Below are 26,690 nucleotides of genomic sequence, written 5' to 3' on the forward strand. Positions count from 1 at the left end.
ATCCCGCCTGGCGCGCCGTTGCCCGATGAAAGACCAGCCAACGACGGACAGCTCCCTCGCCCGAAAAATCAGCCAGGTCGTCGTTCCCTATGCCGCGCTGGCCGCACTGTGGATTCTGGTTTCCGATCAGGTAGTCGGCTATCTCTTCCCGGACCCCGCTACGCAGCTGGTCGCCAGTTCGCTGAAGGGTCTGGTCTTCATCGCCGTCACAACCTTGCTGCTGGCCATCCTGCTGCGCCGCCTGATCCACAAGATTGAGATGGTCACGGCGGCAGAACGCGCCGCCTGGCAAAAGACCCACCAGGCCGTCGGCCAATATCAGGCCGAGCAGGCACAGCTGCGTACGCTGCTCGACACCCTGCCCGACCTCATCTGGCTGAAGGACCCCCAAGGTGTCTACCTGAGTTGCAACAAACGCTTCGAAGCCTTCTTCGGGGCCAGCGAAGAAACGATCCGGGGGAAAACCGATTTTGACTTCGTCAATCGCGAACTCGCCGAGTCCTTCCGCGCCAACGACCGGCAAGCACTCGCCGCCCAGGCGCCGCGCAGCAACCAGGAATGGGTGACTTTTGCCAGCGACGGCCATCGCGAATTGCTGCTCACCACCAAGGCCCCGATGCACGACACCACCGGGCGCCTGATCGGCGTCCTCGGGATCGGCCGCGACATCACCCAGATGCACGACCTGCAGGAACGCTTCAAGGTCGCCTTCAATGCCAGCCCGGCAGCCATTTCGCTGAGCACCATCGACCAGGGCATCTATCTCGACGTCAATCCCCGATATGCCGCAATGCTCGGCTGGAAAGCCGAAGAATTGCTCGGCCACAGCTCGCTCGAACTCAACCTCTGGCCGACCCCGAGGCCCGCCTGCGCTGGCGTGAACAGCTCGAGGCCAACGGGCAGATGCAGGACTATCTGACCGAATGGCGGCGCCGCGATGGCACCATGATCTCGATCAGCCTGTCGGCCGAGATCATTTCGCTGAGCGACCGCCCCTACGTGCTCGGCTTCGTACTCGACATTTCCGAACGCAAGCTGGCGGAAAATGCCGTTTTCCAGCTCCAGGAACGCCTTGCTGTCGCCTTCCGCGCCGCGCCGGTAGCCGCCTGCATCACCCGCGTCGTCGATGGCAAGATGATCGACGTCAACGACCGAATGCTCAGCGAATACAACGCCAGCCGCGAAGAACTGATCGGCAAGACGACAATCGAAGCCGGTCTCTGGGACGCAGGGGACCGTGCCCGGATGATTGAACTCCTCCGCCGTGACGGCTTCGTCGTCGATTTCGACAGCGTCGGTATCGGCCGCGACGGCCGGCGGCGGCGGATAAGCCTGTCGGCAGCAAAAATCGATGTCGATGGCGAGCCCCATCTGGTGGTCTATATCATCGATGTCTCCGAGCGGCGGGCGGCCGAAGAGGCCCTGCGCGTCCGCGAGGAGATCTACCGCAGCATCGTCACCCAGGCCAACGACGGCATCTGCCTGATCGATCCCGAAACCCTGCAGTTCGTCGAAATCAACGACACGATCATCCACAACCTGGGCTACAGCCGCGAGGAATTCGCCGGCATCAACCTCCTCGACCTGCAGGTAGAGGGCACCGAGAGCGAACTTCGCCAATTGCTGGCGAGCATCGCGCAGCAGGGCAATGCCACCTTCGAGCGCCGCCACCGGCGCCAGGACGGCAGCGAACAAATCGCCCGCATCGCCGCCGCTGCTATCAGCGTCGGCGATGGTGTACGAATCTGCGCGATCTGGCAGGACATTACCGAAGAGAAGCGGGCCACGGCCGAACTCGAGCGACACCGCCATCATCTCCAGGAACTGGTCGGTGAACGTACGGCCCAGCTGGCCAACGCCAAGGAAATCGCCGAGCAGGCCAGTCAGGCAAAGAGCGTCTTCCTGGCCAACATGAGTCACGAAATCCGCACCCCGATGAATGCCATCATCGGCCTCAACCATCTGGCCGAGCGCCATACCCACGACCCTGAACAACTCGCGCGCCTGCGCAAGGTGGCCGATGCCGCCCATCACCTGCTGGCCATCATCAACCAGATTCTCGACATCTCGAAAATCGAGGCCGGCAAGCTCGAGCTCGAGCCCACCGATTTCCAGCTCACCCGTATCCTCGACAACACCAGCGCCCTGATCCTCGACCGCTTGCGTTCGCGCGGCCTGGCCTTCCACACCGAGATCGATCCTGCCGTGCCGCCAGTGCTGCATGGCGACCCCTTGCGCATCGGCCAGATCCTGCTGAATTACCTGTCGAATGCCGTCAAGTTTACCGAGCACGGCCAGATCACCCTCAAGGTCAGCCTCGACGGCGAGACGCCAGGCGGCCTGATTGTCCGTTTCGCCGTCATCGACACCGGCATCGGCATTCCCGTCGAGCAGCAGGCGCGCATTTTCGATGCTTTCGAGCAAGCCGACAGCACGACCACCCGCCGCTTTGGCGGCACCGGCCTCGGCCTCGCCATCGCCAGCCGTCTGGCGGCGCTGATGGGCGGCGAAAGCGGGCTGAGCAGCACCGCGGGGCAGGGCAGCACCTTCTGGTTCACCGCCCGCCTCGGGCACGGCAGCGCCGCCGACGACGACAGCGGCCCGCCCCTGCTGCCCGACGAAGCCGAGCGAATTCTCGCCAGCCGCCACCAGCGGGCGCGCATCCTGGTCGTCGAGGACAATGCGGTCAATCAGGAGGTGGCGCTCGACCTGCTGCAAAGCGTCGGCCTCGAAGCCGACCTGGCGGCCGACGGCGCCCAGGCCGTCAAGATGTTCGCCGAGCACGACTACGACCTGATCCTGATGGATATGCAGATGCCGGTCATGGATGGGCTGGCCGCCACCCGGCTGATCCGCCAAAGCGAAAAGGGCGGCTCGGTGCCGATCCTGGCGATGACCGCCAACGCCTTTGGCGAAGACCACCGGCGCTGTCTCGCCGCCGGCATGAACGATCATATTGCCAAGCCGGTCGACCCCAGCAATCTCTATGCGACATTGATCAAGTGGCTGTCGATCGCCGGTCACCGCGCGCCGACGGCACCCGCCCCGGCGGCTGCGCTGCCAAGCGCACCGGCCGACGCTGCCGACCCCGCATTCATGCTTGCCCTGCAGGACATCCCCGGCCTCGATGTCGAATTGGGGTTGCGGGCGGTACGCGGCCGGGTCGCCAGCTTCCGGCGCCTGCTGGGGACCTTCATAGCCCAGCATGGCAGCGACGACGAGGCCATCGCCAGCGCCCTCGGCGAGCAACGGCCGGCCGACGCCACCCACCTCGCCCACGCCCTCAAGGGGGCTGCCGGCACGCTCGGCCTTGGTGAAATTCACGCCGCCGCCGCCGAACTCAACGACGAACTGCGCAACCCGGGTAGTCACCAGGAACCTGCCGTACTGCTCGCCACTCTGTCCGACACCATGCAGCGCACGCTGCCGGCCCTCAAATCACTGCTCGACACGACCCCGGGAAATCCCTCTTGAGCGCACTGCCCTCCACGCTACTGGCCGACATCATGACCCGCGACGTGCTCAGCGTCGCCCCGGAAACCACCTTTCAGGAGGCGGCCGTGTTGATGGCCGGTCAGTGCATCTCCTGCCTGCTCGTTGGTGACGAGGACGGTACAGCCCGTGGCATCATCACCGAAAGCAACATCCTGCGCGCCCTGCACGACCGGCTGCCAGCGACGATACCGGTCGCCGCCATCATGTCGCAGCCGCTGATCTGTGCCGCCCCCGAGCTCGATCTGCTGAGCGCCCGCCTGCTCGTCGAACGCCACCACATCCGTCACCTCGTAGTCCGCGACAGCAATGGCAAGACGCTCGGCATCGTCAGCGATACCGATTTCCGGATCGCCCTCGGCACCAGCATTTTCCGTCACCTGCAGTCGCTGGCGGGGGTCATGGAGCGCGAAATCCCCCACCTGCCGCCAAACGCCCCGCTGGGCGAGGCCATGGCCCGGATGATCGAATTCGCGGCCGATTACCTGATCGTCACCGAACACGGCAAGCCGGTCGGCATCCTCACCGAGCGCGATATTCCGCGCCTGCTGATGGCACACCCGCACGCTCACGATATTCCGCTCAGCCAGGCCATGAGCTCGCCGGTGCGCGGCATTTCAGTCGACCAGTCGGTCACCGCCGCGCTCGAGGCGATGAGCCGCTTTCACCTGCGCCACATGGCGGTCACCGACGCGGATGGCTACATCCAGGGCGTTATCAGCCAGCGCCGCTTGTTCGAGCAGCTGGCCATGCACCAGCTCGAATCCGCCCTTCACCAGGCGCAGCAGGAACGCGACCGCCTGCGCCTCGAAGCGCATCTGCAAATGGCACTCGATGCCGTCGGCGGTGGCAGCTGGGAATACCTGCACGAACCCGACCGTCACGTTTTCAGCGCCGGCCTGCTACGCATCATCGGTGGCACGCCGGGTGATGCCCCGCACACCCTGGCAGAGCGGCTGGCCCGCATTCACCCGGACGACCTGGCGAGCGTGCGCACCGCCCTCGGGGCGGTCGTCGCCGGGCACTCGGCCAGTCATCTGGTGGAATACCGGATTCGCCACGGCGCCGGCCACTGGGTCTGGGTCGAAGATCGCGGCTCGGTGATCGAGACCCTGCCCGATGGCTCGCCCGCCATTACCGCCGGCATTCTGATCGACATCTCGGCACGGCGCTCCGAACGCCTCGCCATCGAATCCGAGCGCAGCCGCCTCAGTGCGCTGCTCAAGGCCCTGCCCGACATGGTCTGGCTGAAGGATCCGGATGGTGTCTATCTCGACTGCAACCCGCGCGCTGCCCGCCTGTTCGGTCGGCCGCCGGAGGACATTCTCGGGCGGACCGATCACGACTTGCTGGCCAGTGAGCTTGCCGACTTTCTGCGCGATCACGACCGCCAGGCGGTCGAGTGCGGGCAGCCACACTGCGTCGAGGAGCTTCTGCACTTTCCTGATGGCCACGTCGAACGGCACGAAACGACCAAGACCGCGGTCCATGGCGCTGATGGCAGCCTGCTCGGCGTCCTCGGCATCGCCCACGACATCACCGAGCGCGAAGCCAACCGCGAGCAGATCGCCAGCCAGAATCGCGCTCTTCGCCTGATGAGCGGCATTGCCCAGGCCTTGGTTCGTCACCCCGACGAAACCGCCATGCTCCGCGAAATCTGCACCATCTTCGTCGAAACCGGCGGATACCGTATGGCCTGGGTCGGCGAAGCCCGCGCCGACGCCGAGCAGCGGGTCGTGCCGATTGCCGAATCCGGCTTCGTCGAAGGCTACCTGAGCAATCTCGATATCCGCTGGAGCGATACGCCAGCCGGTCATGGCCCGACCGGCCGCGCCATCCGCAGCGGAGTCCCCTGCATTGTCCACAATCTCCACCACGACCCGGCCTTCGCCCCCTGGCGCGAAGCCGCCCTGAACCTGGGCTACCAGTCGTCGGCCGCCCTTCCCTTGCGCGTGGACGGCCGGATCGTCGGCGCCCTCAACCTCTATGCCGAGCACCCCGATCAATTCGGCGACGAGGAACTGACGCTGCTCGGCAATCTGAGCGGCGAAGTCGGCCTCGGCCTGACCATGCAACGCTCCCGCCAGGCCCTGGCACGCAGCGAGGCCAACCTGCTGCAAGCCCAGCGGATGGCCGGCATTGGCCATTACAACTACGACCCGGCGACCGACCGCTGGATCGGCTCGCCGGTACTCGACGACATCTTCGGCATCACTGCCGATTACCCGCATACCGCCCACGGCTGGCTCGAACGGGTCCATCCCGACGATCGCCCGCGGATGGCCGGCTACCTGCGCGAGCAGGTGCTCGGGCACGAGCTCGGCTTCGACAACGAGTACCGGATCGTTCGCCACTGCGACGGGCAGGTGCGCTGGGTGCATGGCATCGGCGAACTGAACCTCGACGACCAGGGACAGGTCGGCCGCATGTTTGGCACCATCCTCGATATCAGCGAGCGGCGCAAGGCTGAGGAAGAACTGCGCAAGCTGTCGCTGGCCATCGAGCAGACCCCGCACAGCATCATCATCACCAATACCGAGCACCGGATCGAATACGTCAATGACGCCTTCGTGCGCAAGTCCGGCTACCGCCGGGAAGAAGCCATCGGCCGTACGCCGCGGATGCTCAGCTCGGGCACAACGCCGGCCACGACCTATCGCTCCCTGCAGCAGGCGCTGGCCCGGGGCGAGAGCTGGCGCGGGGAATTCCGCAACCGGCACAAGGATGGCACGGAGGTCGAGGAATTCGCGATCATTTCCCCGGTCCGCCAGCCGGATGGCCGGATCACCCATTTCCTGGCGATCGAGGAAGACATCACCGACAAGAAACGGACACAGGCCGAACTCGAGCGCCATCGCCTGCATCTCGAAACCCTGGTCGCCGAGCGCACCATCGAACTGAGCCGGGCGAAAGAGGAAGCCGAATCGGCCAGCCGAACGAAGAGCGCCTTCCTGGCCAACATGAGCCACGAGATCCGCACACCGATGAATGCCATCATGGGTCTCACCCACATCGCGCTACGCGAACCGGGCGTCGCCCCGGAACAGCGCGAGCGCCTGAGCAAGGTGGGCAGCGCGGCTCGACACCTGCTGTCGATCATCAACGACATTCTCGACATCTCGAAAATAGAGGCCGGAAAAATGCTGCTCGAAAACACCGATTTTTCGCTGCGCCAGGTAGTCGAGGCCGCCTACAACCTGATCGCCGAACGGGCTGCCGCCAAGCAGCTACCGGTCAGCTGCGAGATCGATCCGCAACTGCCGGCCCTGCTGCGCGGCGACCCGCTGCGTATCCAGCAGATCCTGGTCAATTTCCTGTCCAACGCGGTCAAATTTACCGAACGCGGCAACATCGCCCTCAAGGTACGAGGCCTCGGCGAGGACAAAAACGGCTGGCGGGTCCGCTTCGCGGTCAGCGATACCGGCCCTGGCATCCCGCCCGCTGTTCAGGCGCGGCTCTTCGTTCCCTTCGAGCAGGCCGATACCTCGACCACCCGGCGCTACGGCGGCACCGGTCTTGGCCTGGCGATCAGCGGCCGGCTGGCCGAAGCGATGCGCGGGGAGATCGACGTCGACAGCACACCGGGCCAGGGCAGCACCTTCGCCCTGAACATCCTGCTGTCACCAGCCAGCCAGGCGCATCCGTTGCCGGCCAACCCGCCCACCGATCAGCCGCTGCGCTTTCGCGCCGATACGCGCATCCTGCTCGCCGAGGACAACCCGATCAACGAAGAGGTCGCCAGCGAACTGCTCCGCGCCATCGGCCTCGAACCAGACATCGCCCGCGACGGCGGCGAAGCGATCAGCCTGGCCAGCGCCCAGCGCTACGACCTGGTGCTGATGGATGTCCAGATGCCGGTCATCGACGGCCTTGAAGCCACCCGCCAGCTACGCGCCCTGCCCGGCTGGTCGGCGGTGCCGATCCTGGCGATGACCGCCAACGCCTTCGAAGACGACCGGGCGTGCTGCCTGGCCGCCGGCATGAACGATCACATTGCCAAACCGGTCGAACCGGAGGTGCTGTTTGCCAGCCTTGCCCACTGGCTCCCGGCCAGCCTGCGCCTCGCCGCGATCAGCACCCCGGCCGCGACATCGCTCGATGAGCCGGCGCTGCGCGCCGCGCTGGTCGCCGTTCCCGGCCTCGACAGCACTTTCGGGCTGCACTCGGTGCGCAATCGGCTGAGCAGCTATTGCCGCCTGCTCCACCGCTTTGCCGAGAGCCACGACGGCGACTTTGCGCTGATCCGGCAGAAGCTGGTCGACGGAGAAACCGCCGAAGCCCGGCGCCTCGCCCACTCGTTGAAAGGCGCTGCCGGCACACTAGGTGCCGTCGCCGTCCAGCAATCGGCCACCGCCCTCGAACGGGCGATCAAGGACAAGCTGCCGTCCGCCGCACTTGAGCCGCTGATTGCGCAGACTGCCGCCGACTATGATCAGTTGCAGCATCACCTGCTGGCGCTGTTGCCGCCCCCTGCCGCCCCGGCCGAAACCGGCAGTTCACCCGCCGCGCCCGAAGTGCTGGCTGAATTGCGCCGCCTGCTCGAGGCCGGCGATGTCGGCATCCAGCAATTGATTCACCGCCACGGTTCGGCCCTGCGCAGCTTCCTGGGTGCAAACCACGCGGCTTTCGAACGACTGGTCGAACGCTTCGATTTCGAAGCTGCCCTCGCCCTGCTCGACGCCAGCCAGCCCTCCGTAAGCTAAAGCGGCCGAACCGGGCCGCGAGCCACCTAGTACAACATAGGCACAGGCTGGCACTAGAGGCGGATGGCGGCTTCGACCTCGTTGCCCCGGCCACGATATTCGAGGCGGTCGAAGCTGATCATCCGCGACATGGCGATCCCGCGCCCGTGCGTATCGAAAGCGCGCTCCGGGCTCATTTCGAGATAGCCCTGCCAGTTGAAGCCAGCCCCCTGGTCGCGAATCACGAAGCGCAGTTCGCCGTCGACACGGCGCACCTCGACCTCGACCCGGCGTTGCCCCAGGTCGGGCGAGGCCAGGCGTTGTTCGATTTCATCATGCAGGCGGTCGGTCTCGATCAGCACCGATTTCTGCTGGTAGCCGATCGCCAGGTTGCCATGCTCGACGGCGTTGAGCATCAGTTCCGAGAGGCCGAGTACGACCCTTCCGGGCTCGGGCGCCGTGTTGGCGAGCAGTGCCGCCAGTCGCCGCGCCTCATCCGGCGTGTGATAGACGAAGCGGGCCTCGGCCAGACAGGATAGAACCTGCCCCTGGCGCTTGACCTCGTCCTCGAGTTCCTTGTGGCCCCGGTAATCGCGGGTGGCTGCAGCGACAATGGCGAGCAGCGTGTCGGCCGAGAAAGGCTTGGTCAGGTAATAGTAGGCGCCAGCGCGGAGGCCTTCGAGGACATCGCTATCGGCCGTCATGCCGGTCTGCATGATCACCGGCACATGGCGCATGTCGGCGCGCTGCTTGACCCGATGCAGGATTTCGATGCCATCCATGTCGGGCATCATGCGGTCGAGCAGGATGGCGTCGAAGCTGGTCGGCGTGGCATCGATCGCCCGCCAGGCGGCTTCACCTGAATCGGCTTCGACGACCCGATAGCCCTCGACGGTCAGGTTTTCAGTCAGGGTCTCGCGACCGATCGGCTCGTCATCGACTACCAGCACGCAGATGTTATCCAAAACGCCCTCTCGTTTCTTGGTCTGCCCGTGGCAGTTTCAAGGGCATAAGACTAACTGAAAAGGCAGCGCGCGAACACGTACTTTGGTGCAAGTCGGGGGTGGTATTCCCCTCCCGAAGAACGAGATCCATCTCAGGCCGCTGGCCTGTTCCGGTCCAACCAGGCGGCAGCCCCCAGACCGGCCGCCCGGCCGCTGGCGAGGCAGGCGGTCAGCAGATAGCCGCCGGTCGGTGCTTCCCAGTCGAGCATCTCGCCGGCGACGAAAGTGCCGGGCAGCGCGGACAGCATCAGGTTTTGATCGAGGCCGGCGAAGCTGACACCGCCGGCCGTACTGATCGCTTCGTCGAGCGGCCGCGTCGCCGTCACCGGCAATGGCAGGGCCTTGATCGCCGCCGCCAGGGTGGCTACGTTGGCCAGGGTCGCCGGAGAACACAACTCGCGCAACAGGGCGCCCTTGACGCCCTCGATGCCGACCCGGCGGCGCAGATGATTGGCCAGCGAATCGCGACCGCGTGGCCGTGACAGTTCTTCGCTCAGCCGTTCCAGGCTGCGCCCGGGCGCGAGATCGAGATGGAGGACAGCGGCCTCGCCGGCCGCCAGCGCATCGCGCAGCGGTGCCGAGAGGGCGTAGATCAGCCCGCCTTCGATGCCGCTCGTCGTGATGTTGAATTCGCCCTGCAGGCGCTGGCCGGCCACGGCGGCGATCACCGGCTTGACCGGCTGGCCGGCGAAGCGTTCACTGAAATAAGCGCTCCAGTTCACATCGAAACCGCAATTGGCCGGTTTGAGCGGCGCCACGGCGACGCCACGGGCGCCGAGCAGCGGCACCCAGGCCCCGTCCGAACCCAGCTTCGCCCAGCTCCCGCCACCGAGAGAGAGAATCACGACGTCGGCGCGTTGCTGAATCTCCCCGGCCGGGGTCGCAAAGCGTAACGCCTCGTCGTCCGCCCAGCCCAGCCAGCGATGGCGGACATGGAAACGCACGCCCTGCCCACGCAGCCGGTGCAGCCAGGCGCGCAGCAGCGGCGCCGCCTTCATCCCGGTCGGGAAGACCCGGCCCGAGGTGCCGACGAAAGTCTCGATGCCGAGCTCGTGGATCCAGGCCCGCAGTTGCTCCGGCCCGAAGGCGTCGAGCAGCGGCGCGATCTGCGCCTGACGGTCGCCGTAACGTGCCTTGAAAGCGGGCAGCGGTTCGGCATGGGTGATGTTCATGCCGCCCTTGCCGGCCATCAGGAACTTGCGGCCGGGCGACGGCATGGCGTCGAAGACGGCCACTTCCAGGCCGGCGCGGGAAGCCAGTTGTTCGGCGGCCATCAGACCCGCAGGCCCGCCCCCGATGATGGCGACACTGGGCATCAGGTCGCGGGTTTGGCAGCGGGCACCGCGACCGGCTCGCCGAGCAGGCCGGCGGGAATTTCTTCTTCGTCGAGCGGAACCACGGTCACCGCGACTTCCGGCTCGGTGCCGCCGCCACCCAGAATGATGCCGCGCAGCGGGGAAATATCGGAAAAGTCGCGGCCGACGGCGACCGTGATGTGTTCGGTATCCGGCAACAGGTTGTTGGTCGGGTCGAAATCCACCCAGTCGTAGGCGCTTCCCGGGGCATAGACCGAGACCCAGGCATGCGAGGCATCGGCCCCGATCAGCCGCGGCTTGCCCGGCGGCGGCCGGGTCAGCAGGTAGCCGCTGACATAGCGGGCCGACAGGCCGAGGGCGCGCAGACAGGCAATCATCAGGTGGGCGAAGTCCTGGCAGACACCGCGCTTGTTTTCCAGCACTTCCATGACCGGCGTCGACACGGTGGTCGCCTCCGGATCGAAGGTGAATTCCCTGAAAATCTTCGCCATCAGCGCCTGGGTACCGATCAGGATCGGCGTCTTCGGCGGGAAACAGTCGGCGGCATAGGCAGCCAGTTCATGTTTGATCCGGACATGCGGGCTCTCGAACAGGAAACGCGTCGCATCGAGGTCTTCGGGCCGCGGCGCCTCGGCGGCATCGTAGGCCAGGCGATCGCGCACGACTTCCCAAGGCAGCGATTTATCGATCTCTTTCGGCAGGTGCGGCGCGATCGCGATGGTCATCGCCGAACGGATAACCAGCGCCGCATGCGGCGCGTGAAAGGCGATCCAGGTCGCCGGATTGCCGAAGGCATCGCGCCCGTCGCGCCGCCAGGTCGGCAGCGGTTCGATGTCGATGCGCTGCTCTTCGATCTTCTGCCACTCGAGAACCCGCGGCGAGAGGTGAAGTTGCTGCTGCGACAGCGACACCGCGCTGCCGTAGTCGTAGCGGGTTTCGTGGAGAACGTGGTAACGAACCGGATCCATGGTCACAAGGCCATCGTCTGCCGGCTGACGTCGCCGACGTGCGTGAAATAGCGCATGCCGAGGAAATCGGAAAGCTGGATGGCGGCGATGTTGAGTTCGTCGAGCAGGCCGGCCAACTCATCGCAGGCACCACAGGCATGACAGTCGTCGAACTGCAGGTGTTCCAGCCGCTCGAGGTCGAAGTTGCGCAGGCGTCCGAGGACTTCAGTCAGCTTGCCGTCAAAGGTCGCGCCCAGTTCGCTCGCCATGCGTTCGAGGTAGCGGGCCAGCACGCTGCCCTGGAAAACCACGCCATGCGGATTGCTGTCGTCGAAGACGAGCAGGTCGATGACCGGCAACAGTTCCGGCAAGCGGGAATAGCGCGAGCGGTAGGTGATGATCGAGTCGGACAGTTCGAGCAGCCATTCCAGACAGCCCGGGCCACGCGCCGACTTGATGCGCAGGAAGCCGGCGATCGCCACCGCGAAGAAGGAGAGGCGTTCGAGGCGGCGGCCGACGATCAGGAAACGCCAGCCGTCGTCGCGCGTCATGTTGTCCATCGCGAAGCCGGTCAGCGAGGAGGAAACCCCGAGCACGCGGTCGAGGAAGGCAATGGCTTCAGTCAGCGAGGGGTGAATTTTCTGCGCCGCCTGCTGCTCGCGCTGCAGCCGGTTCAGCGAATGCCAGTGGTCGAGCGACAGGCGTTCGCGGACATGCGCCGCCGACCACATCAGATTGCGGATATTGCCGGCCAGGCTGCCCGGCTGTTCCGGATCGTAAATCGCCTCGAGCAGCATGTGCTCGCTGCCCGCCTTGGCTTCGCCATCTTCTTCCGGCCGGGGCAGGATGCGCAGGCGCCTAGCCAGCTCCATCGACGAGGCCACGGCCGAACTCTTCTCGCCGCCGGCTTCGACGACGCGACTGAGCGCCACGCGCAGCATGCGCGCGCTGTCGTCGAAACGCTCCGAGTAACGGCCGAGCCAGAACAGGTTCTCGACGACGCGCGAAGTCAGGTTGGCGCCGGCCCGCACCAGGTCGCGCACGCCGATCGAGGGTTTGAGCATGGTGAATTCGCTGACCGGACCATCAGTCAGCACCCAGGCATCCTTCGACGAACCGCCGCGCTGCATCGAGATGATGCGTGCGCTGGCCCCGGTCGCGACGCGGGCCAGGCCGCCCGGCATCACCGAATAGCCGTCGGGCGTCGCCACGGCATAGGCGCGCAGTCCGACCGGGCGGGCGAGCAGCCGGCGTTCGTGGGCGCGGCTCCAGGTCGGCGCCTGCGACAGTTCGACCATTTCCTGGGCAACGTAGGCATGCGGTCGGGCTTCGATCCGGCGCAGCATTTCGGCACGCGCCTCGCCTTTGAGCTCGAAACCGAAGACCGGGTCGAGGCGCTGGGTCGGGTAGGCCGCCTTGATCACCAGATCGTCAAAATTTTCCTTGACGTAGTCGAGCGCCGGTTTTTCGCCACACCACCAGGTGGCGACCGAGGGCATGGCCAGCTTTTCGCCAAGCAGCGAGCGACAGATCGCCGGCAGGAAACCCATCAGCGCCCCGGAGGCGAGCAGGCCGCTGCCCAGGGCATTGGCTATGAGGACGCGGCCGGCACGGGCGACATTGACCAGGCCGGGCACGCCTAGGGCCGACTCGCCGCGCAGTTCGAGTGGGTCGCAGTAATCGTCATCCTGACGGCGGAGAATGACATGTACCCGCTTCAGGCCGCGCAGGGTTTTCAGATAGACCGTGTCGCCGCGCACCGTCAGATCCTGCCCTTCAACCAGCGGGAAGCCCAGGTAGCGGGCGAGATAGGCGTGCTCGAAGTAGGTTTCGTTGTACGGCCCGGGGGTTAGCAGCACGACATGCGGCTGCTCGTCGCCCTCGACCGGCGCCAGGGCAGCCAGACCATCGAGATGGTCGCGGAAGAAATCGGCAAGATGCTGGACGTGCAGGTCACGGAACATTTCCGGGAAGACGCGCGAGACGACCAACCGGTTCTCCAGCGCATAGCCCGCACCGGAGGGCGCCTGCGTGCGATCGGCGATCACCCACCAGCGGCCGTTCGGGGCGCGCGCCAGGTCGACCGCGTAATTGTGCAGCCAGACCCCGCCCGGCGGCTTGATGCCGCGGCAGGGCCAGAGGTAGCCGTGCTGGCCATAGACCAGGGCCGGCGGCAGCAGGCCGTCGGCGAGCAGTTTCTGTTCGCCGTAGAGATCGGCCAGCATGGCGTTGAGCAGCCGGGCGCGCTGGGCGATGGCGGCAGAGACCGCAGCCCACTCCTCGGGGGCGATGATCAGCGGCAGCGGGTCGAGGGCCCACGGCCGGTCCGAGCCGCTGGGATCGGCATAGACGTTGTAGGTGACCCCGTTTTCCTGGATCCGCCGGTCGACAAATTCGAGCCGGCGCCGCATCTCCTCCGGCGCCACCGAATCGAGATGGGTGAAAAACTTGTGCCAGTGCGGACGCACGCTCCCGTCCGCCGTCAACATTTCGTCGTAGCGGCGGGGCTGTTCGGGTAGATCGCGAGGAGAGTGCGGGCCATTCAGCCAGTCGGGCAATGCGGGCAGGCCGTTTCCGGCCCTTTTATGCGGCCCGGAGGCCGAAACCCGCCGGGTTAGGAACGCCGCAAGTCTAGCGTAAACGGGTGTTCGGCGCTGGCCTGCGGGGCACCGACCTGGATCTTGCCCGGCGTGTGTCCGAAGCGGAAGAAACGCGCCAGACGGCGGCTTTCGGCCTCGAAGGCATTGACCGGGAAGGTATCGAAACTGCGCCCGCCCGGATGCGCCACATGGTACTGGCAACCGCCCAGCGAACGCTGCATCCAGGTATCGACCAGGTCGAAGACCAGCGGCGCATGGACGCCGATCGTCGGATGCAGGCAGGAGGCCGGCTGCCAGGCACGGTAGCGCACGCCGGCGACGAACTCGCCATTGGTCCCGGTGTTTTGCAGTGGCACTGGCACGCCGTTGCAGGTCAGCACATAGCGGTCGGGCGCCATGCCCTTGACCTTGACCTGGACGCGCTCGACCGAGGAGTCGACATAGCGCACTGTGGTCCCGGCGCTGCCCTCCTCGCCCATGACGTGCCAGGGTTCGAGCGCGTGGCGCAGTTCGAACTCGATGCCCTTGACAGCGAAATCGCCGTATTTCGGGAAGCGGAATTCGAAGTGCGGCGCGAACCACTCGGCCTTGAACGGGTAACCGGCGGCGGCCATTTCCTCCATGACATCGTGGAAATCCTGCTCGGCGTAGAACGGCAGCATGAAGCGGTCATGCAGTTCGGTGCCCCAGCGCGTCAGCCGGGCCGGTGCGTAGGGCTCCTCCCAGAAACGCGCGATCATCGCCCGCAGCAGCAGTTGCTGGGCCAGCGACATGCGCGAATGCGGCGGCATCTCGAAGGCGCGCAGTTCGAGCAGGCCGAGGCGGCCGGTCGGGCCATCCGGCGAGTAGAGCTTGTCGATGCAGAACTCGGCGCGGTGCGTGTTGCCGGTAACGTCGGTGAGCAGGTTGCGCAGGATGCGGTCGATCAGCCAGGGCGGGACCTGTCCACCCGGTTGCGGAATCTGCGCGAAGGCGATTTCCAGCTCGTAGAGACTGTCGTTACGGGCTTCATCGACGCGCGGCGCCTGGCTGGTCGGGCCGATAAACAGGCCGGAGAACAGGTAGGACAGGCTGGGATGGTTGTGCCAGTAGGCGATCAGGCTCTTCAAGAGGTCCGGCCGGCGGAGAAAGGGCGAGTCGTTGGGCGTCGCGCCGCCGAGCACGAAGTGGTTGCCGCCGCCAGTGCCGGTGTGGCGACCGTCGACCATGAACTTCTCGGTGGTCAGGCGCGAGATGTGGGCAGATTCATAGAGGTGTGTGGTCTGGTCGACCAACTGGTCCCAACTCCGGGCCGGGTGGATGTTCACTTCGATGACGCCGGGGTCGGGGGTGACGCGGAAATGGGTCAGGCGCGGGTCGGAGGGCGGCTCGTAGCCTTCCATGATCACCGGCAGGCTCATCTCGTCGGCCGTGGCTTCGACGGCGGCGACGATTTCCAGGTAGTCGTCGAGCTTCTCGGTCGGCGGCATGAAGATGTAGAGCTTGCCGTCGCGCGGCTCGGCACACATCGCCAGGCGGGTGATCCAGCCGGCTGATTCCTTGAAGCCGGGCACGGTGTCGGTCGGCTTCTCCCAGGGATGGCCCTTGCCATGCGCTTCGGCAAAAGCGGCAGCGGAACCGCTACGCCGATCCTGCATTTGCGGAATACGGGCTTCGCGCTCGCCACTGACCCGGGCACGCAACTGAGCGTAGCTGTCGAGCGGATCGGTCGCCGTCTCGGCATCGGGCGGATTGACGTAGGGATAATCGCTCTGCGCCGTCCACGGCTGCGAGTCTATCGGCAGGCGATAGCCCATGGCCGAATCGCCGGGGAACAGGTAGCAGCGCTCGGCACGCAGGAACCACGGCCCAGTCTGCCACTGACCCCAGACATTCTTCATGATCGGCAGGGTATGGCCGACGGTGTAGGTCAGACCCTGGGTAAACACCTTCATCAGGCGTTCGCGCTCCAGCGCGTCATCGACCCGCGAATCGAAGGGATCGACGTTCCCCGGCAGACGGCGCTCGCGCCACATGTAGTAGTAGGCATCCTCGAAGGCCGGGAAGACATGCTCGTCGGTAACCCCGAGACGTTGGGCCACCCGCTTCAGGAATTTTCCGGCCTGCTCGGCGGTGACGCCGTAATCGATGCTTTCGTTGGCGTACAAGGAAGGCGAATTCCAGATCGGCTCGCCATCCTTGCGCCAGAAACAGTTCAGGCTCCAGCGCGGCAGCTGTTCGCCGGGGTACCACTTGCCCTGGCCGAAGTGCATCAGGCCGTTCGGGGCGTATTTCTCGCGCAGGCGATGGAAGAGATCGGCGGCGAAAATGCGCTTGGTCGGGCCGAGGGCGGCGGTGTTCCATTCGGCGCCGTCCGGGTCGTCGACAGCGACGAAGGTCGGCTCGCCGCCCTGGGTCAGGCGGACATCGAGCTTGCCCAACGTACCGTCGATCTGGTGGCCAAGGCGTTCGATCTCGATCCATTGCGCATCGGTGTAGGGTTTGGTGACACGCGGCGCTTCCCAGATCCGGCTGACCTGCATGTGATGCTGGAATTCGGTTTCGCACTCGTCGACCCCACCGGTGACCGGCGCCGCCGACGACGGTTCCGGCGTGCACGCCAGTGGAATGTGGCCTTCGCCGGCGAATAGTCCGGAGGTCGGATCGAGGCCGATCCAGCCGGCGCCCGGCAAATAGACTTCGGTCCATGCGTGGAGATCGGTGAAATCGGCTTCCGGACCAGAGGGGCCGTCGAGCGATTTGACGTCGGCGGTGAGCTGGATCAGGTAGCCGGACACGAAACGGGCGGCCAGGCCGAGGTGGCGCAGCACCTGGACGAGCAGCCAGGCCGAATCGCGGCAGGAGCCGGAACGTTTGGTCAGCGACTCTTCCGGCGTCTGGACGCCCGGCTCCATGCGGATGGTGTAGCTGATGTCGCGCTGCAACTGGGCATTGAGCGCCACCAGAAAGTCGACGCTGCGCAGCGGTTCGCGCGAAATGCCCGCCATATACTTCTCGAACAGCGGCGTCATCGGCAGCTTGTGCAGATACGGCGTCAGTTCATGACGTTCCCAGGCCTCGTAGGCGAAAGGAATTTTCTCGGCATGCGGCTCGAGAAAGAAGTCGAAGGGATTGATCACCGACATCTCGGCGACCAGATCAACCTCGACACGGAAATCGCGGGTCTTTTCCGGGAACACCAGGCGCGCCAGGTAGTTGCCCTGCGGATCCTGCTGCCAGTTGATGAAGTGCTTCTCCGGGCCGACCTTCAGCGAATAAGAGAGGATGCGGGTCCGTGAATGGGGACAGGGGCGCAGACGGATGACCTGCGGCCCGAGATTGACCAGGCGGTCGTAGTTGTAATGGGTAACGTGATTCAGTGCGACATGGATGGACACTGGCTTGCTCCGGGCAAAATGACTATGGCTATTAAAGCAAGACGCGAACCAGCTTTTAAGCCACTGTTTTATTTGAGACTGAAATCATCGACGCACCTTGGCGAAGCTCCCGGCAGCGCCTATGCGCGCCGGTTCGCACCAAAATCGTGCATCATTTCAGCCCCCCACAGATCCTATTCTCCCGTCCTGATATTTCAGTGAAATGGCTTATGGCGCCGACAATTGAAGCGTGCAACAATTTGCCGGGACAAAAACAAAAGGGGGCGGCATGAACAACACGATGGACCCGGCCGGCAAGGCACCCCGCCTGGCGGTTCATGGCACCCCGGACAATCTAGCCCTGATCAGCGCCCGGCTCAAGGACAGTGACCAGATCAAGGTCACCCGGCGAACCCGGCCATGACCACCCAAGCCCCCTCCTTCACGGCTTTCCCGCCACTCCGCCGGCATGTTACGGCCCGCATCGTCGGCCTTATCCTGCTAGCCCTGTTGCTGTTCAGCATCCTGGTCTATCACATGCAACTGCGGCCGATGTTCGACCGGATGGCCACCCTGGAAAGTACCCGGGCCACCCAGAATGTCTCCGAAAAAATCGGCGCACTGGTCGCCACGCTGGAGGGGGTGCTGCGCTCGAGCGAAGAGTTCGCCAAGGACGGCCTGCTCGACATCGATGATGAACAGGCATTCAACCGCCTGATGCTGCCGACGCTGGCCAGCCGCCCGACGATCAGCGCCGTGCACCTGGCCAACGAGCGGGGCGAGGAACTGATGCTGCTGCGCGGCGATAAAGGCTGGCTGAACCGCCGAGCCAGTGCGGCCCAATCCCCCGGTCGCCAGCGCTGGACGAGCTGGCAGGACACCCGGACCCGCCTCGGCAGCGAGTGGAAGGCGAGCGGCTACGACAACCGCCAGCGCCCCTGGTTCAAGCAGGCCGTGGCCGCTCCGGCCGGCGAAATCCAGTGGTCCGAGCCCTACACCTTCTTCACCAGCGGCGACCCGGGCATTACGGTGACCACGAGCTGGCAGGACGACACCGGCACGCGCTGGGTGCTGGCGCTGGATGTCATGCTGCTCGACCTGTCGCGCTTCACCAGCCAGCTCGAGGTCGGCAAGCACGGTCATGTCGCCATCCTGATGCCGGACGGACGCGTGCTCGGCGCGCCGAAGAGCCCGCGCATTGCAAACGACGACGATATCCGCGCCATGGTGCTGAAGGAACCGGAAGCCGTTGGCCTCGACACCATTGCGCTGGCCGCAGCGACCTGGCGGCGCAACGAGTCGCCTAATCAAGGAGTCTTCCGGATCGCCGCGCCGGACGGCAAAGAGTGGATCGCCAATGTCGACCTGCTGCGGGTACGCAACCAGTATTTCTGGATCACCAGCACCGCCCCCTTCGAGGATTTCGTGCCGATCGCCCCCGACTTCCTGGCCATGCTCGGTCTGATCCTGCTCGGCCTGCTCGCCATCGCCACCTTCATCGCCTACCGCCTGGCCCACCAGATCGCCCGGCCGCTCTATCGGCTGGCCCGCGAAAGCGAACGGATCGGCACCCTCCAGCTCGCAGCGCCAGCCGGTGAAGTCCATTCGTCGATCCGCGAAATTCGCGTCCTGGCCCAGGCCCAGGAGAACATGCGCCGTCTGCTGCTGAAGGCGACCGATGACCTGGCCGACGCCAACCGGACGCTGGAAGACAAGGTCGAGCAGCGCACCGCCGCTCTCACCCGCAGCGAAGCCGAACTGGCCGACCAGCTCGCCTTCCAGCAGGCGCTGGTCGACACGATCCCCTACCCGATCTTCTACAAGGGCGCCGATACGCGCTTTCTCGGCTTCAACCGGGCCTACGAGGAGACCTTCGCCGTCCGCCGGGAAGACCTGGTTGGCAAGCGGGTTCTCGATCTGGACTACCTGCCCGAGGCCGACCGCATCGCCTACCAGGCCGAAGACGAACAGACCATTGCGACGAGCGGCACGGTCCGCCGCGAGGTGCCGATGCCGTTCAGCGACGGCAAGATTCACGAGACGCTGTACTACGTCACGGGTTTCGCCAAGGCCGACGGCACGCCGGGCGGCCTGGTCGGCACCTTCGTCGACATCGCCGACCAGAAAGCCGCCCAGCGGGCGATGGCCGCGGCCAAGGAGGCCGCCGAGGAAGCGACCAAGATGAAATCCGACTTCCTGGCCAACATGAGCCACGAGATTCGTACCCCGATGAACGTCATCATCGGCATGTCGCATCTGGCGCTCGGCACCGAACTGGATGCCCGCCAGCGCAACTATATCGAGAAGGTCAATCGCTCGGCCGAGAACCTGCTCGGCATCATCAACGACATCCTCGATTTCTCGAAGATCGAGGCCGGCAAGATGACGATGGAGCGCATCGACTTCCGCCTCGAGGACGTCATGGACGATCTCGCCGGCCTGGTCGGCATGAAGGCCGAAGACAAGGAACTGGAGCTGCTGTTCAATGCCGCGCCCGACATCCCGACGGCGCTGATCGGCGATCCGCTGCGTCTCGGCCAGGTGCTGGTCAATCTCGGCAACAATGCCGTCAAATTCACCGAACACGGCGAAATCGTCATCGGCATTGAGCGCCTGGCCAGCACCGATCAGGAGGTCGAACTGCATTTCTGGGTCGGCGACAGCGGCATCGGCATGACCCCGGAGCAGTGCGGCCAGATCTTCAGCGCCTTCAGCCAGGCCGACGCCTCGACCACCCGCAAATATGGCGGCACCGGGCTCGGCCTGAGCATCTCGCAGAAACTGGTCGAGCTGATGGGCGGCCGGATCTGGGTCGAGAGCGACTACGGCCGGGGCTCGGTTTTCCACTTCACGGCCCGTTTCGGGCTGCAGGCCCAGCCGACGATGCGCCGCATGTTCCTGGCCGACGAATTGCTCGGGCTGCGCCTGCTGCTGGTCGACGACAATGCCTCGGCTCGCGAGATCCTTTCGGCAATGGCACGCAGCTTCGGTCTCGACGTCGAGCTCGCCGGCGACGGCGCCGCGGCGCTGCAGAAGCTCGACGAAGCCGCCGCCAGCGGGCGGACCTACGACCTGGTTTTGATGGACTGGAAGATGCCGAACATGGACGGCGTCGAATGCGTCCGCCAGATGCAGCACAAGCATAGTCAGACCCTGCCGACGGTGATCATGGTCACCGCCCATGGCCGCGAAGAAGCTGCCGAGCATGCCGCCGAGCGCGGGGTAACGCTGAAATCGATACTGACCAAGCCGGTCAATCCCTCGACCCTGCTTGAAACCATCGGCGAGGTTCTGAACAAGGGCATCGCGATCGAGACCCGAGCCCATCAGAAAGCCGACGACCAGTTGGCGACCATGCGCCACCTGGCCGGCGCCAAATTGCTGCTGGTCGAGGACAACGAGCTGAATCAGGAACTGGCAACCGAACTGCTGCGCTCAGCCGGGATCACCGTGCGACTGGCCGGCAACGGCCAACAGGCGCTCGAGATTCTGAATCGCGAAAGGGATTTCGACGGCGTGCTGATGGATTGCCAGATGCCGGTGATGGACGGCTACGAGGCGACCCGCGAAATCCGCCGCAACCCGCGCTGGACCACGCTGCCGGTGATCGCGATGACGGCCAATGCGATGGCCGGCGAGCGCGAGAAAGTCATCGCCTGCGGCATGAACGACCACATCCCGAAACCGCTCAAGGTCGACCAGATGTTCGCCACCATCGCCCACTGGGTCACGGCAGCCCACCCGGACAAACTGCCCGCCGCCGATCGCTCGGCCTCCGCGGGCGGTGCCTTCGCCGACCTGCCGGGGATCGACACCCGGGCCGGACTGGCGACGACGATGGGTAACGAGAAACTCTATCGCCGGCTGCTGACCAGGTTCCGGGACGGCGCGCGCGACTTCGCCAGCCTCTTCGCTGCCGCCCAGGACGATGCTGACCCCCTGGCTGCAACCCGCGCCGCCCACTCGCTGCGCGGCACTTCCGGCAACATCGGCGCCCGCGAAGTCCAGGCCGCCGCCACCGAACTGGAGCAGGCTTGCCAACGCGGCGACGACGCCGAGCGTATCGCCGCCGCACTGGCGCGCACCCTGTCCCGACTGGCCCCGGTGATCGATGGCCTGCAACGCCTGGCGACGGTTGAACAAGCGCCCGAGGGGGCTACCGTGGAGCTCGACCCGGAACGCGTCCAGCCGTTGCTCGACAGGCTGACCACGCTGTTGGCCGAAAGCGATGCCAGCGCCGCCGAGGCCGTAGAGGAACTGGCCGGCGAACTGCGTGGATCGCCATGGGACGCCCAACTCGGCAAGGTCGCCAAACAGATTGCGATCTACGACTTCGACGCCGCCGCCGAGGAACTGGCCAGCGTCATCGAGGCGTTCAAGGCGGAGCAGCCACAGCCCTAAAGCGCACCAGACTGGGGCACGAAAATCCGGTTTACGGGCCTATGAGCAGGGCATGGAACATGCTTCGCCCTACCTCATGAATTCCGCCGTTCCCTCGCCCACCCAGCGCGTCATCAAGATTCGCCGCGACTACAACACCTGGGTCGCCAACGAGACGTTGGAAGACTACGCCCTGCGCTTCACGCCGCGCAGCTTCCGCAAGTGGTCGGAAATGCGCGTCGCCAACACCGCTTTCGGCGCCGCCTCTTTCCTGGTGCTGGAGGCGGTGGGCGCCACCATGCTGGTCAATGCCGGCTTCATCAATGCTTTCTGGGCCATCCTCGCCACCGGCCTGATCATCTTCCTGATCGGCCTGCCGATCGCCCACACCGCCGCCCGCCACGGCCTCGACATGGATCTGCTGACGCGCGGCGCTGGCTTCGGTTACATCGGCTCGACCATCACCTCGCTGATCTACGCCTCCTTCACCTTCATCTTCTTCGCCCTCGAAGCGGCGATCATGGCCTATGCGCTGGAACTCGCCTTCAAGATCCCACCGGCCTGGGGCTACCTGATCTGCGCCCTGGTCGTCGTCCCGTTGGTCACCCACGGCGTCACCGCGATCAGCAAGTTGCAGGCGTGGACGCAGCCCCTCTGGCTGTTCCTGCTGATCCTGCCCTACGCCTTCGTTCTGGCCGAGGAACCGGAAGCGCTGGCCGGCCTCTGGCAATACGCCGGCGAACACGGCACGGGCGGCGGCTTCGACCCGCACCTGTTCGGTGCGGCGCTGACCGTCGGCATTGCCCTGGTCACCCAGATGGGCGAACAGGTCGATTACCTGCGCTTCATGCCCGAGCGCACGGCTGCCAACCGCCGCCGCTGGTGGTTCGGGGTCATCGTCGGCGGACCGGGCTGGGTCGTACCCGGCATCCTGAAAATGCTCGGCGGCGCTCTGCTCGCCTGGCTGGCGCTGCGCAATGCGGTGCCCGCCGAGAAGGCGGTCGACCCCAACCAGATGTACCTGATCGGCTTCTCGCACGTCTTCGACAACACGAGCCTGGCGATCGCCGCCACGGTGCTGTTCGTCGTCGTTTCCCAGCTCAAGATCAACGTCACCAATGCTTACGCCGGCTCGCTGGCCTGGTCCAATTTCTTCGCCCGGCTCACCCACAGCCACCCGGGGCGCGTCGTCTGGGTCGTTTTCAACACCCTGATCGCCCTGCTGCTGATGGAGCTCGACGTCTTCAAGGCGCTCGGCCAGGTCCTCGGCCTTTATTCCAACATCGCCATTTCGTGGATGGCGGCGGTGGTCGCCGATCTCGTCATCAACAAGCCGCTCGGCCTCTCGCCACAAGGCATCGAGTTCAAGCGCAGCAACCTCTACGATGTCAACCCGGTCGGCGTCGGCGCCATGGGCATCGCCTCGCTACTCTCGATCGCCGCCTTCGTCGGCCTCTTCGGCAGCGATCTCCAGCCCTACGCCTCCTTCGTCGCACTCGGCAGCGCCCTGCTCATTTCGCCTCTGATCGCCTGGGCCACCGGCGGCCGCTACTACCTGGCCCGGCCACCCGCCACCACGACACCCCAAGCTCAGAAATGCGTCATTTGCGAACGCGATTATGAAGGCGAAGACATGGCGCACTGCCCGGCCTATCAAGGGCCGATCTGTTCGCTGTGCTGTTCGCTCGATGCCCGCTGCCACGACCTGTGCAAGCCGGAAGCCAGCCTAACGGCCCAGTGGAACGCCGTGTTGCGCCGCCTGCTGCCGGCGCCCGCCCGGCCCTATCTGGAAACCGGGCTCGGCCATTACCTGCTGCTGATGGCCGGCATCGTGCCGGTGCTGGCGCTGGTTCTCGGCGTACTCTACACCCACGAACTGCTCGCCTTCGGGCCGCAGCAGACGGTGCTGATCGCCGCCCTGCAGGACAGTTTTATCAAGGCCTTTGCCGCGCTGCTGATGCTTTCAGGCGTCGCCGCCTGGTGGATGGTGCTGACCCAGCAGAGCCGGCAGGTGGCGCAGGAGGAATCGAACCGCCAGACGCAGTTGCTGATTCAGGAAATCGAATCGCACCAGCGCACCGACGAGGCGCTGCAGAAGGCCAAGGCCGTCGCCGAGCAGGCCAACCAGGCGAAGAGCCGCTACCTCACGGCAATCAGCCACGAATTGCGGACCCCGCTCAACAGCATCCTCGGCTACGCCCAGATTCTCGACGCCGACGAGGACGTGCCGCCCCATCGCCGGCAGGCGGTTAACGTCATCCGCAAATCCGGCGACCACTTGCTGTCGGTGATCGAGGGCACATTGGATATCGCCCGCATCGAGGGCGGCAAGCTGACGCTGGAGGTCAAGGCGCTCGATTTCCCCGAGTTCATGCAGCAGATCGTCGGCATGTTCGAACTGCAGGCTCGCAACAAGGGCCTGGCTTTCGACTACCAGCCGGCTGGCGAGCTGCCGGCCGTGGTCCGCGCCGACGAGAAGCGCCTGCGCCAGATCCTGATCAACGTGCTGGGCAACGCGGTCAAATTCACCGTCCGCGGCAGCGTCGCGTTCAAGGTCGAATGCCGGCGCGACATGGCGGTTTTCGATATCCGCGACAGCGGCCCTGGTATTCCAGCCGCCGAACTGGAGCGCATCTTCGAACCCTTCGTGCGCGGCAGCACGGCGCAGGCCGGCGGCAGCGGCGTCGGCCTGACCATCGCCCGCATGCTGACCGACCTGATGGGCGGCGAGATGCAGGTCTCGAGCACGCCCGGCGCCGGCACCCTGTTCCGCATCCGCCTCTTCCTGCCGCAGGTGCATTCGGCGCAGGCCGCCCGCGAACTGCCGCGCCTCAACCGGGTCGGCTATGTCGGCGTGCGTCGACGCATCCTGGTCGTCGATAACGAGAAGGTCGACCGCGAGATGCTACAGCGCCTGCTCGAGCCCCTCGGCTTCATCATCGAGCCGGCAGCGAGCGGTTACGAGGCGCTCGCCGCGATCCCGCGTTTCGCGCCGCACCTGATCTTCATGGACCTCGGCATGCCCGGCATCGATGGCTGGGAAACCATCCGCCGCATCCGCCGGCAAGGGCTGAGCGAAGCCCATATCGCCATCCTTTCGGCCAACGCCTTCGACAAGAGCCTGGACAACGATGCCGGCATCGCGCCCGAGGATTTCATCGTCAAACCATTGCGCGTCAACGAATTGCTGACCTGGATCGGTCGCAAGCTGGAACTGGAATGGGTGACCGCCAACACTCCGACCCCACCACCAGCTGCCCCTGCCGAACCGCCCCCGCTGATCGCACCCAAGGAAACACATCTCGCGGCGCTCGACGAACTGATCGGCCTCGGTTACCTGCGCGGCATCCTCAGCAAGCTGGCAGAGATCGAAAAGATCGCTCCCGAACATCATGAGTTCGTCCGCGTGCTGCGCGATCTGGCACGACAATTCCAGTTCGATGCCATGAAGGAAATTCTCAGGAAAATACGCGATGCCCGTTGATAGAAGCGTTTCAGACATCGTCCTGATCGTCGACGATGTCCCGGAAAACCTTTCCCTGCTCCACGACGCGCTCGATGAAGCCGGCCACACCGTGCTCGTCGCCACCAACGGCGAATCGGCGCTGCAACGTGCCCGCCAGAGCCTGCCCGACGTCATCCTGCTCGACGCCGTGATGCCGGGCATGGATGGCTTCGAGGTCGCCCGCCGCTTGAAGGCCGATTTCGCCACGCAGCAGATCCCTATCGTCTTCATGACCGGGCTGACCGAGACCGAACACGTCGTTGCCGCCTTCAGCGCCGGCGGCGCCGACTACGTCACCAAGCCAATCCGCCCGCCGGAAGTCCTCGCCCGCATCGCCGCCCATATCCAGAACGCCCGCCAGATGAAGCAGGCGCGCACCGCGCTCGACGCATTCGGCCAGGCCACGGTCGCCGTCCGCGCCCGCGACGGCCGGCTGGTCTGGCAGACGCCGTTGGCCCGCAAACTGCTCAACGACTATTTCGCCAACCCGGAAGAAGTGGCGCCGGAAGAACTGCTGAACTGGATCGCCGACGCTCACCGCGCCCGCCGCGATGGGCGCGAGCCGCACTCATTGCTGCTCGCCGATGGCAGCCGCCGCCTGCTCGCCTCTTTCCATGACCAGACGGCCGACGATGAATGGCTGGTCGTGCTGCGCGAGGAAAACGACGCCTCGGCCATCGAATCGCTGATCGCCGCCTTCCGCCTCACCCAGCGCGAAGCCGAAGTGCTCTATTGGGTGGTCCAGGGCAAGACCAGCAACGATATCGGCGATATCCTCGGCAACAGTCCGCGTACCGTAAACAAGCACCTGGAGCACGTTTTCGAGAAGCTCGGGGTGGAAACCCGCACCGCCGCCGCCAACCTGGCGCTGGGCAAGATGCGCGGCGGCTAGGCAGCGCTTGGCCGAACCGGCCGTCTCGTCAGGTCCCCATCCAGAACCACATCCAGGCGGGCCCCTGGAGCACGACGAACCAGAAGTCGAAAGAACCGTTGATTGGCGGGGATGCACCACGATCCGTCCCGAACACTGACAGGCGATCATAGGCGGCCCGTGCCTCGGGGCATTTCAGCGTCCGATAGGCTTCACTCGCCGCCTTGAATTTCGGCTCGCCATCGGGATCGTCGGCGACATCGGGATGACAGCGATGGGCAAGGCGGCGATAAGCCTGCCTGATTTCTGTGGCAGTGGCGCCGGGAGCGATACCCAGAATGCCGTAGTAGTCGTTGTCTTTCATCACCCCTCCGAAGCACCGTACCGCACCAGCTCTCCCGGTGGCACGTTCGTCAGAAACGCTCGTTTCGCTGACATCATCGCCACTATGTGTCCTATATAACATAGGACCTGGTTTTGAAAGTGATTGATTCGGCAAACAACACCCCCGGGCGGCCAATCTGTGTGCTATCCAAC

Annotated in this window: 13 protein-coding genes; 7 read left to right on the forward strand and 6 right to left on the reverse strand. The window is 65.3% G+C overall.

From position 1 onward, the window contains the following. The first annotated feature begins 25 nt into the window (after positions 1-25). The 3 genes from NQE15_RS20090 to NQE15_RS20100 are packed head-to-tail and all read left to right on the forward strand — an operon-like array spanning position 26 to position 8,195. Positions 26-919: a PAS domain-containing protein gene (locus NQE15_RS20090; protein WP_265944101.1), complete on the forward strand. Its 894-nt coding sequence runs from the start codon at positions 26-28 to the stop codon at positions 917-919. Further along, positions 904-3,474, forward strand: a complete 2,571-nt coding sequence (locus tag NQE15_RS20095; protein ID WP_265944103.1) for a PAS domain S-box protein — start codon at positions 904-906, stop codon at positions 3,472-3,474. Before NQE15_RS20090 ends, NQE15_RS20095 begins: the two co-directional genes overlap by 16 nt. Then, a complete protein-coding gene (locus tag NQE15_RS20100) occupies positions 3,471-8,195 on the forward strand; it encodes a PAS domain S-box protein (RefSeq protein ID WP_265944105.1) in 4,725 nt (1,574 codons plus the stop codon). The genes NQE15_RS20095 and NQE15_RS20100 overlap by 4 nt, the downstream gene beginning before the upstream one ends. Before the next feature lie 53 nt (positions 8,196-8,248). Here the strand turns inward: NQE15_RS20100 and NQE15_RS20105 are convergent, their stop codons facing one another. From NQE15_RS20105 to NQE15_RS20125, 5 genes are all read right to left on the reverse strand, one after another. Further along, on the reverse strand, positions 8,249-9,139 hold the full coding sequence (locus NQE15_RS20105; protein ID WP_265944107.1) for a response regulator: 891 nt from the start codon (positions 9,137-9,139) through the stop codon (positions 8,249-8,251). A gap of 131 nt (positions 9,140-9,270) precedes the next feature. Then, on the reverse strand, positions 9,271-10,494 hold the full coding sequence (locus NQE15_RS20110; protein ID WP_265944108.1) for a TIGR03862 family flavoprotein: 1,224 nt from the start codon (positions 10,492-10,494) through the stop codon (positions 9,271-9,273). Continuing rightward, positions 10,494-11,462: a transglutaminase family protein gene (locus NQE15_RS20115; protein WP_265944110.1), complete on the reverse strand. Its 969-nt coding sequence runs from the start codon at positions 11,460-11,462 to the stop codon at positions 10,494-10,496. The genes NQE15_RS20110 and NQE15_RS20115 overlap by 1 nt, the downstream gene beginning before the upstream one ends. 2 nt (positions 11,463-11,464) lie before the next feature. After that, positions 11,465-13,909 carry a circularly permuted type 2 ATP-grasp protein gene (locus NQE15_RS20120; RefSeq protein ID WP_265944112.1) on the reverse strand — a complete coding sequence of 815 codons (2,445 nt, stop codon included), beginning with the start codon at positions 13,907-13,909 and terminating at the stop codon, positions 11,465-11,467. A gap of 146 nt (positions 13,910-14,055) precedes the next feature. Further along, positions 14,056-17,418 (reverse strand): DUF2126 domain-containing protein, encoded by a 3,363-nt coding sequence (locus NQE15_RS20125; RefSeq protein WP_265944115.1) that lies wholly within the window; start codon positions 17,416-17,418, stop codon positions 14,056-14,058. A gap of 268 nt (positions 17,419-17,686) precedes the next feature. On the opposite strand from NQE15_RS20125, the gene NQE15_RS20130 reads away from it, so the two are divergent. Genes NQE15_RS20130 through NQE15_RS20145 form a run of 4 tightly spaced genes read left to right on the forward strand, consistent with a single transcriptional unit; the run spans position 17,687 to position 26,174 of the window. Then, the gene (locus NQE15_RS20130; protein ID WP_265944117.1) at positions 17,687-17,821 is read left to right on the forward strand and encodes a hypothetical protein; all 135 of its coding nucleotides are present in this window, start codon (positions 17,687-17,689) and stop codon (positions 17,819-17,821) included. After that, the gene (locus NQE15_RS20135) at positions 17,818-21,798 is read left to right on the forward strand and encodes a response regulator (RefSeq protein ID WP_265944119.1); all 3,981 of its coding nucleotides are present in this window, start codon (positions 17,818-17,820) and stop codon (positions 21,796-21,798) included. Before NQE15_RS20130 ends, NQE15_RS20135 begins: the two co-directional genes overlap by 4 nt. Positions 21,799-21,850: 52 nt before the next feature. Next, positions 21,851-25,261, forward strand: coding sequence for an ATP-binding protein (locus NQE15_RS20140; protein WP_265944121.1), 3,411 nt, complete (start codon positions 21,851-21,853; stop codon positions 25,259-25,261). Next, a complete protein-coding gene (locus NQE15_RS20145; RefSeq protein ID WP_265944123.1) occupies positions 25,251-26,174 on the forward strand; it encodes a response regulator transcription factor in 924 nt (307 codons plus the stop codon). Before NQE15_RS20140 ends, NQE15_RS20145 begins: the two co-directional genes overlap by 11 nt. 28 nt (positions 26,175-26,202) lie before the next feature. Here the strand turns inward: NQE15_RS20145 and NQE15_RS20150 are convergent, their stop codons facing one another. Further along, complete coding sequence (locus tag NQE15_RS20150) at positions 26,203-26,517, reverse strand: J domain-containing protein (protein WP_265944125.1); 315 nt, start codon at positions 26,515-26,517, stop codon at positions 26,203-26,205. Between the last annotated feature and the right edge of the window lie 173 nt (positions 26,518-26,690).

Source organism: Dechloromonas sp. A34 (assembly GCF_026261605.1).
GTDB lineage: Bacteria > Pseudomonadota > Gammaproteobacteria > Burkholderiales > Rhodocyclaceae > Azonexus.

What these genes read in the sequence shown, in the direction of transcription:
- NQE15_RS20130 (WP_265944117.1), top strand. Translation starts at nt 17,687, where the DNA reads ATGAACAACACGATGGACCCGGCCGGCAAGGCACCCCGCCTGGCGGTT.
- NQE15_RS20140 (WP_265944121.1), top strand. Translation starts at nt 21,851, where the DNA reads ATGGAACATGCTTCGCCCTACCTCATGAATTCCGCCGTTCCCTCGCCC.
- NQE15_RS20135 (WP_265944119.1), top strand. Translation starts at nt 17,818, where the DNA reads ATGACCACCCAAGCCCCCTCCTTCACGGCTTTCCCGCCACTCCGCCGG.
- NQE15_RS20145 (WP_265944123.1), top strand. Translation starts at nt 25,251, where the DNA reads ATGCCCGTTGATAGAAGCGTTTCAGACATCGTCCTGATCGTCGACGAT.
- NQE15_RS20090 (WP_265944101.1), top strand. Translation starts at nt 26, where the DNA reads ATGAAAGACCAGCCAACGACGGACAGCTCCCTCGCCCGAAAAATCAGC.
- NQE15_RS20150 (WP_265944125.1), bottom strand. Translation starts at nt 26,517, where the DNA reads ATGAAAGACAACGACTACTACGGCATTCTGGGTATCGCTCCCGGCGCC.
- NQE15_RS20110 (WP_265944108.1), bottom strand. Translation starts at nt 10,494, where the DNA reads ATGCCCAGTGTCGCCATCATCGGGGGCGGGCCTGCGGGTCTGATGGCC.
- NQE15_RS20095 (WP_265944103.1), top strand. Translation starts at nt 904, where the DNA reads ATGCAGGACTATCTGACCGAATGGCGGCGCCGCGATGGCACCATGATC.
- NQE15_RS20115 (WP_265944110.1), bottom strand. Translation starts at nt 11,462, where the DNA reads ATGGATCCGGTTCGTTACCACGTTCTCCACGAAACCCGCTACGACTAC.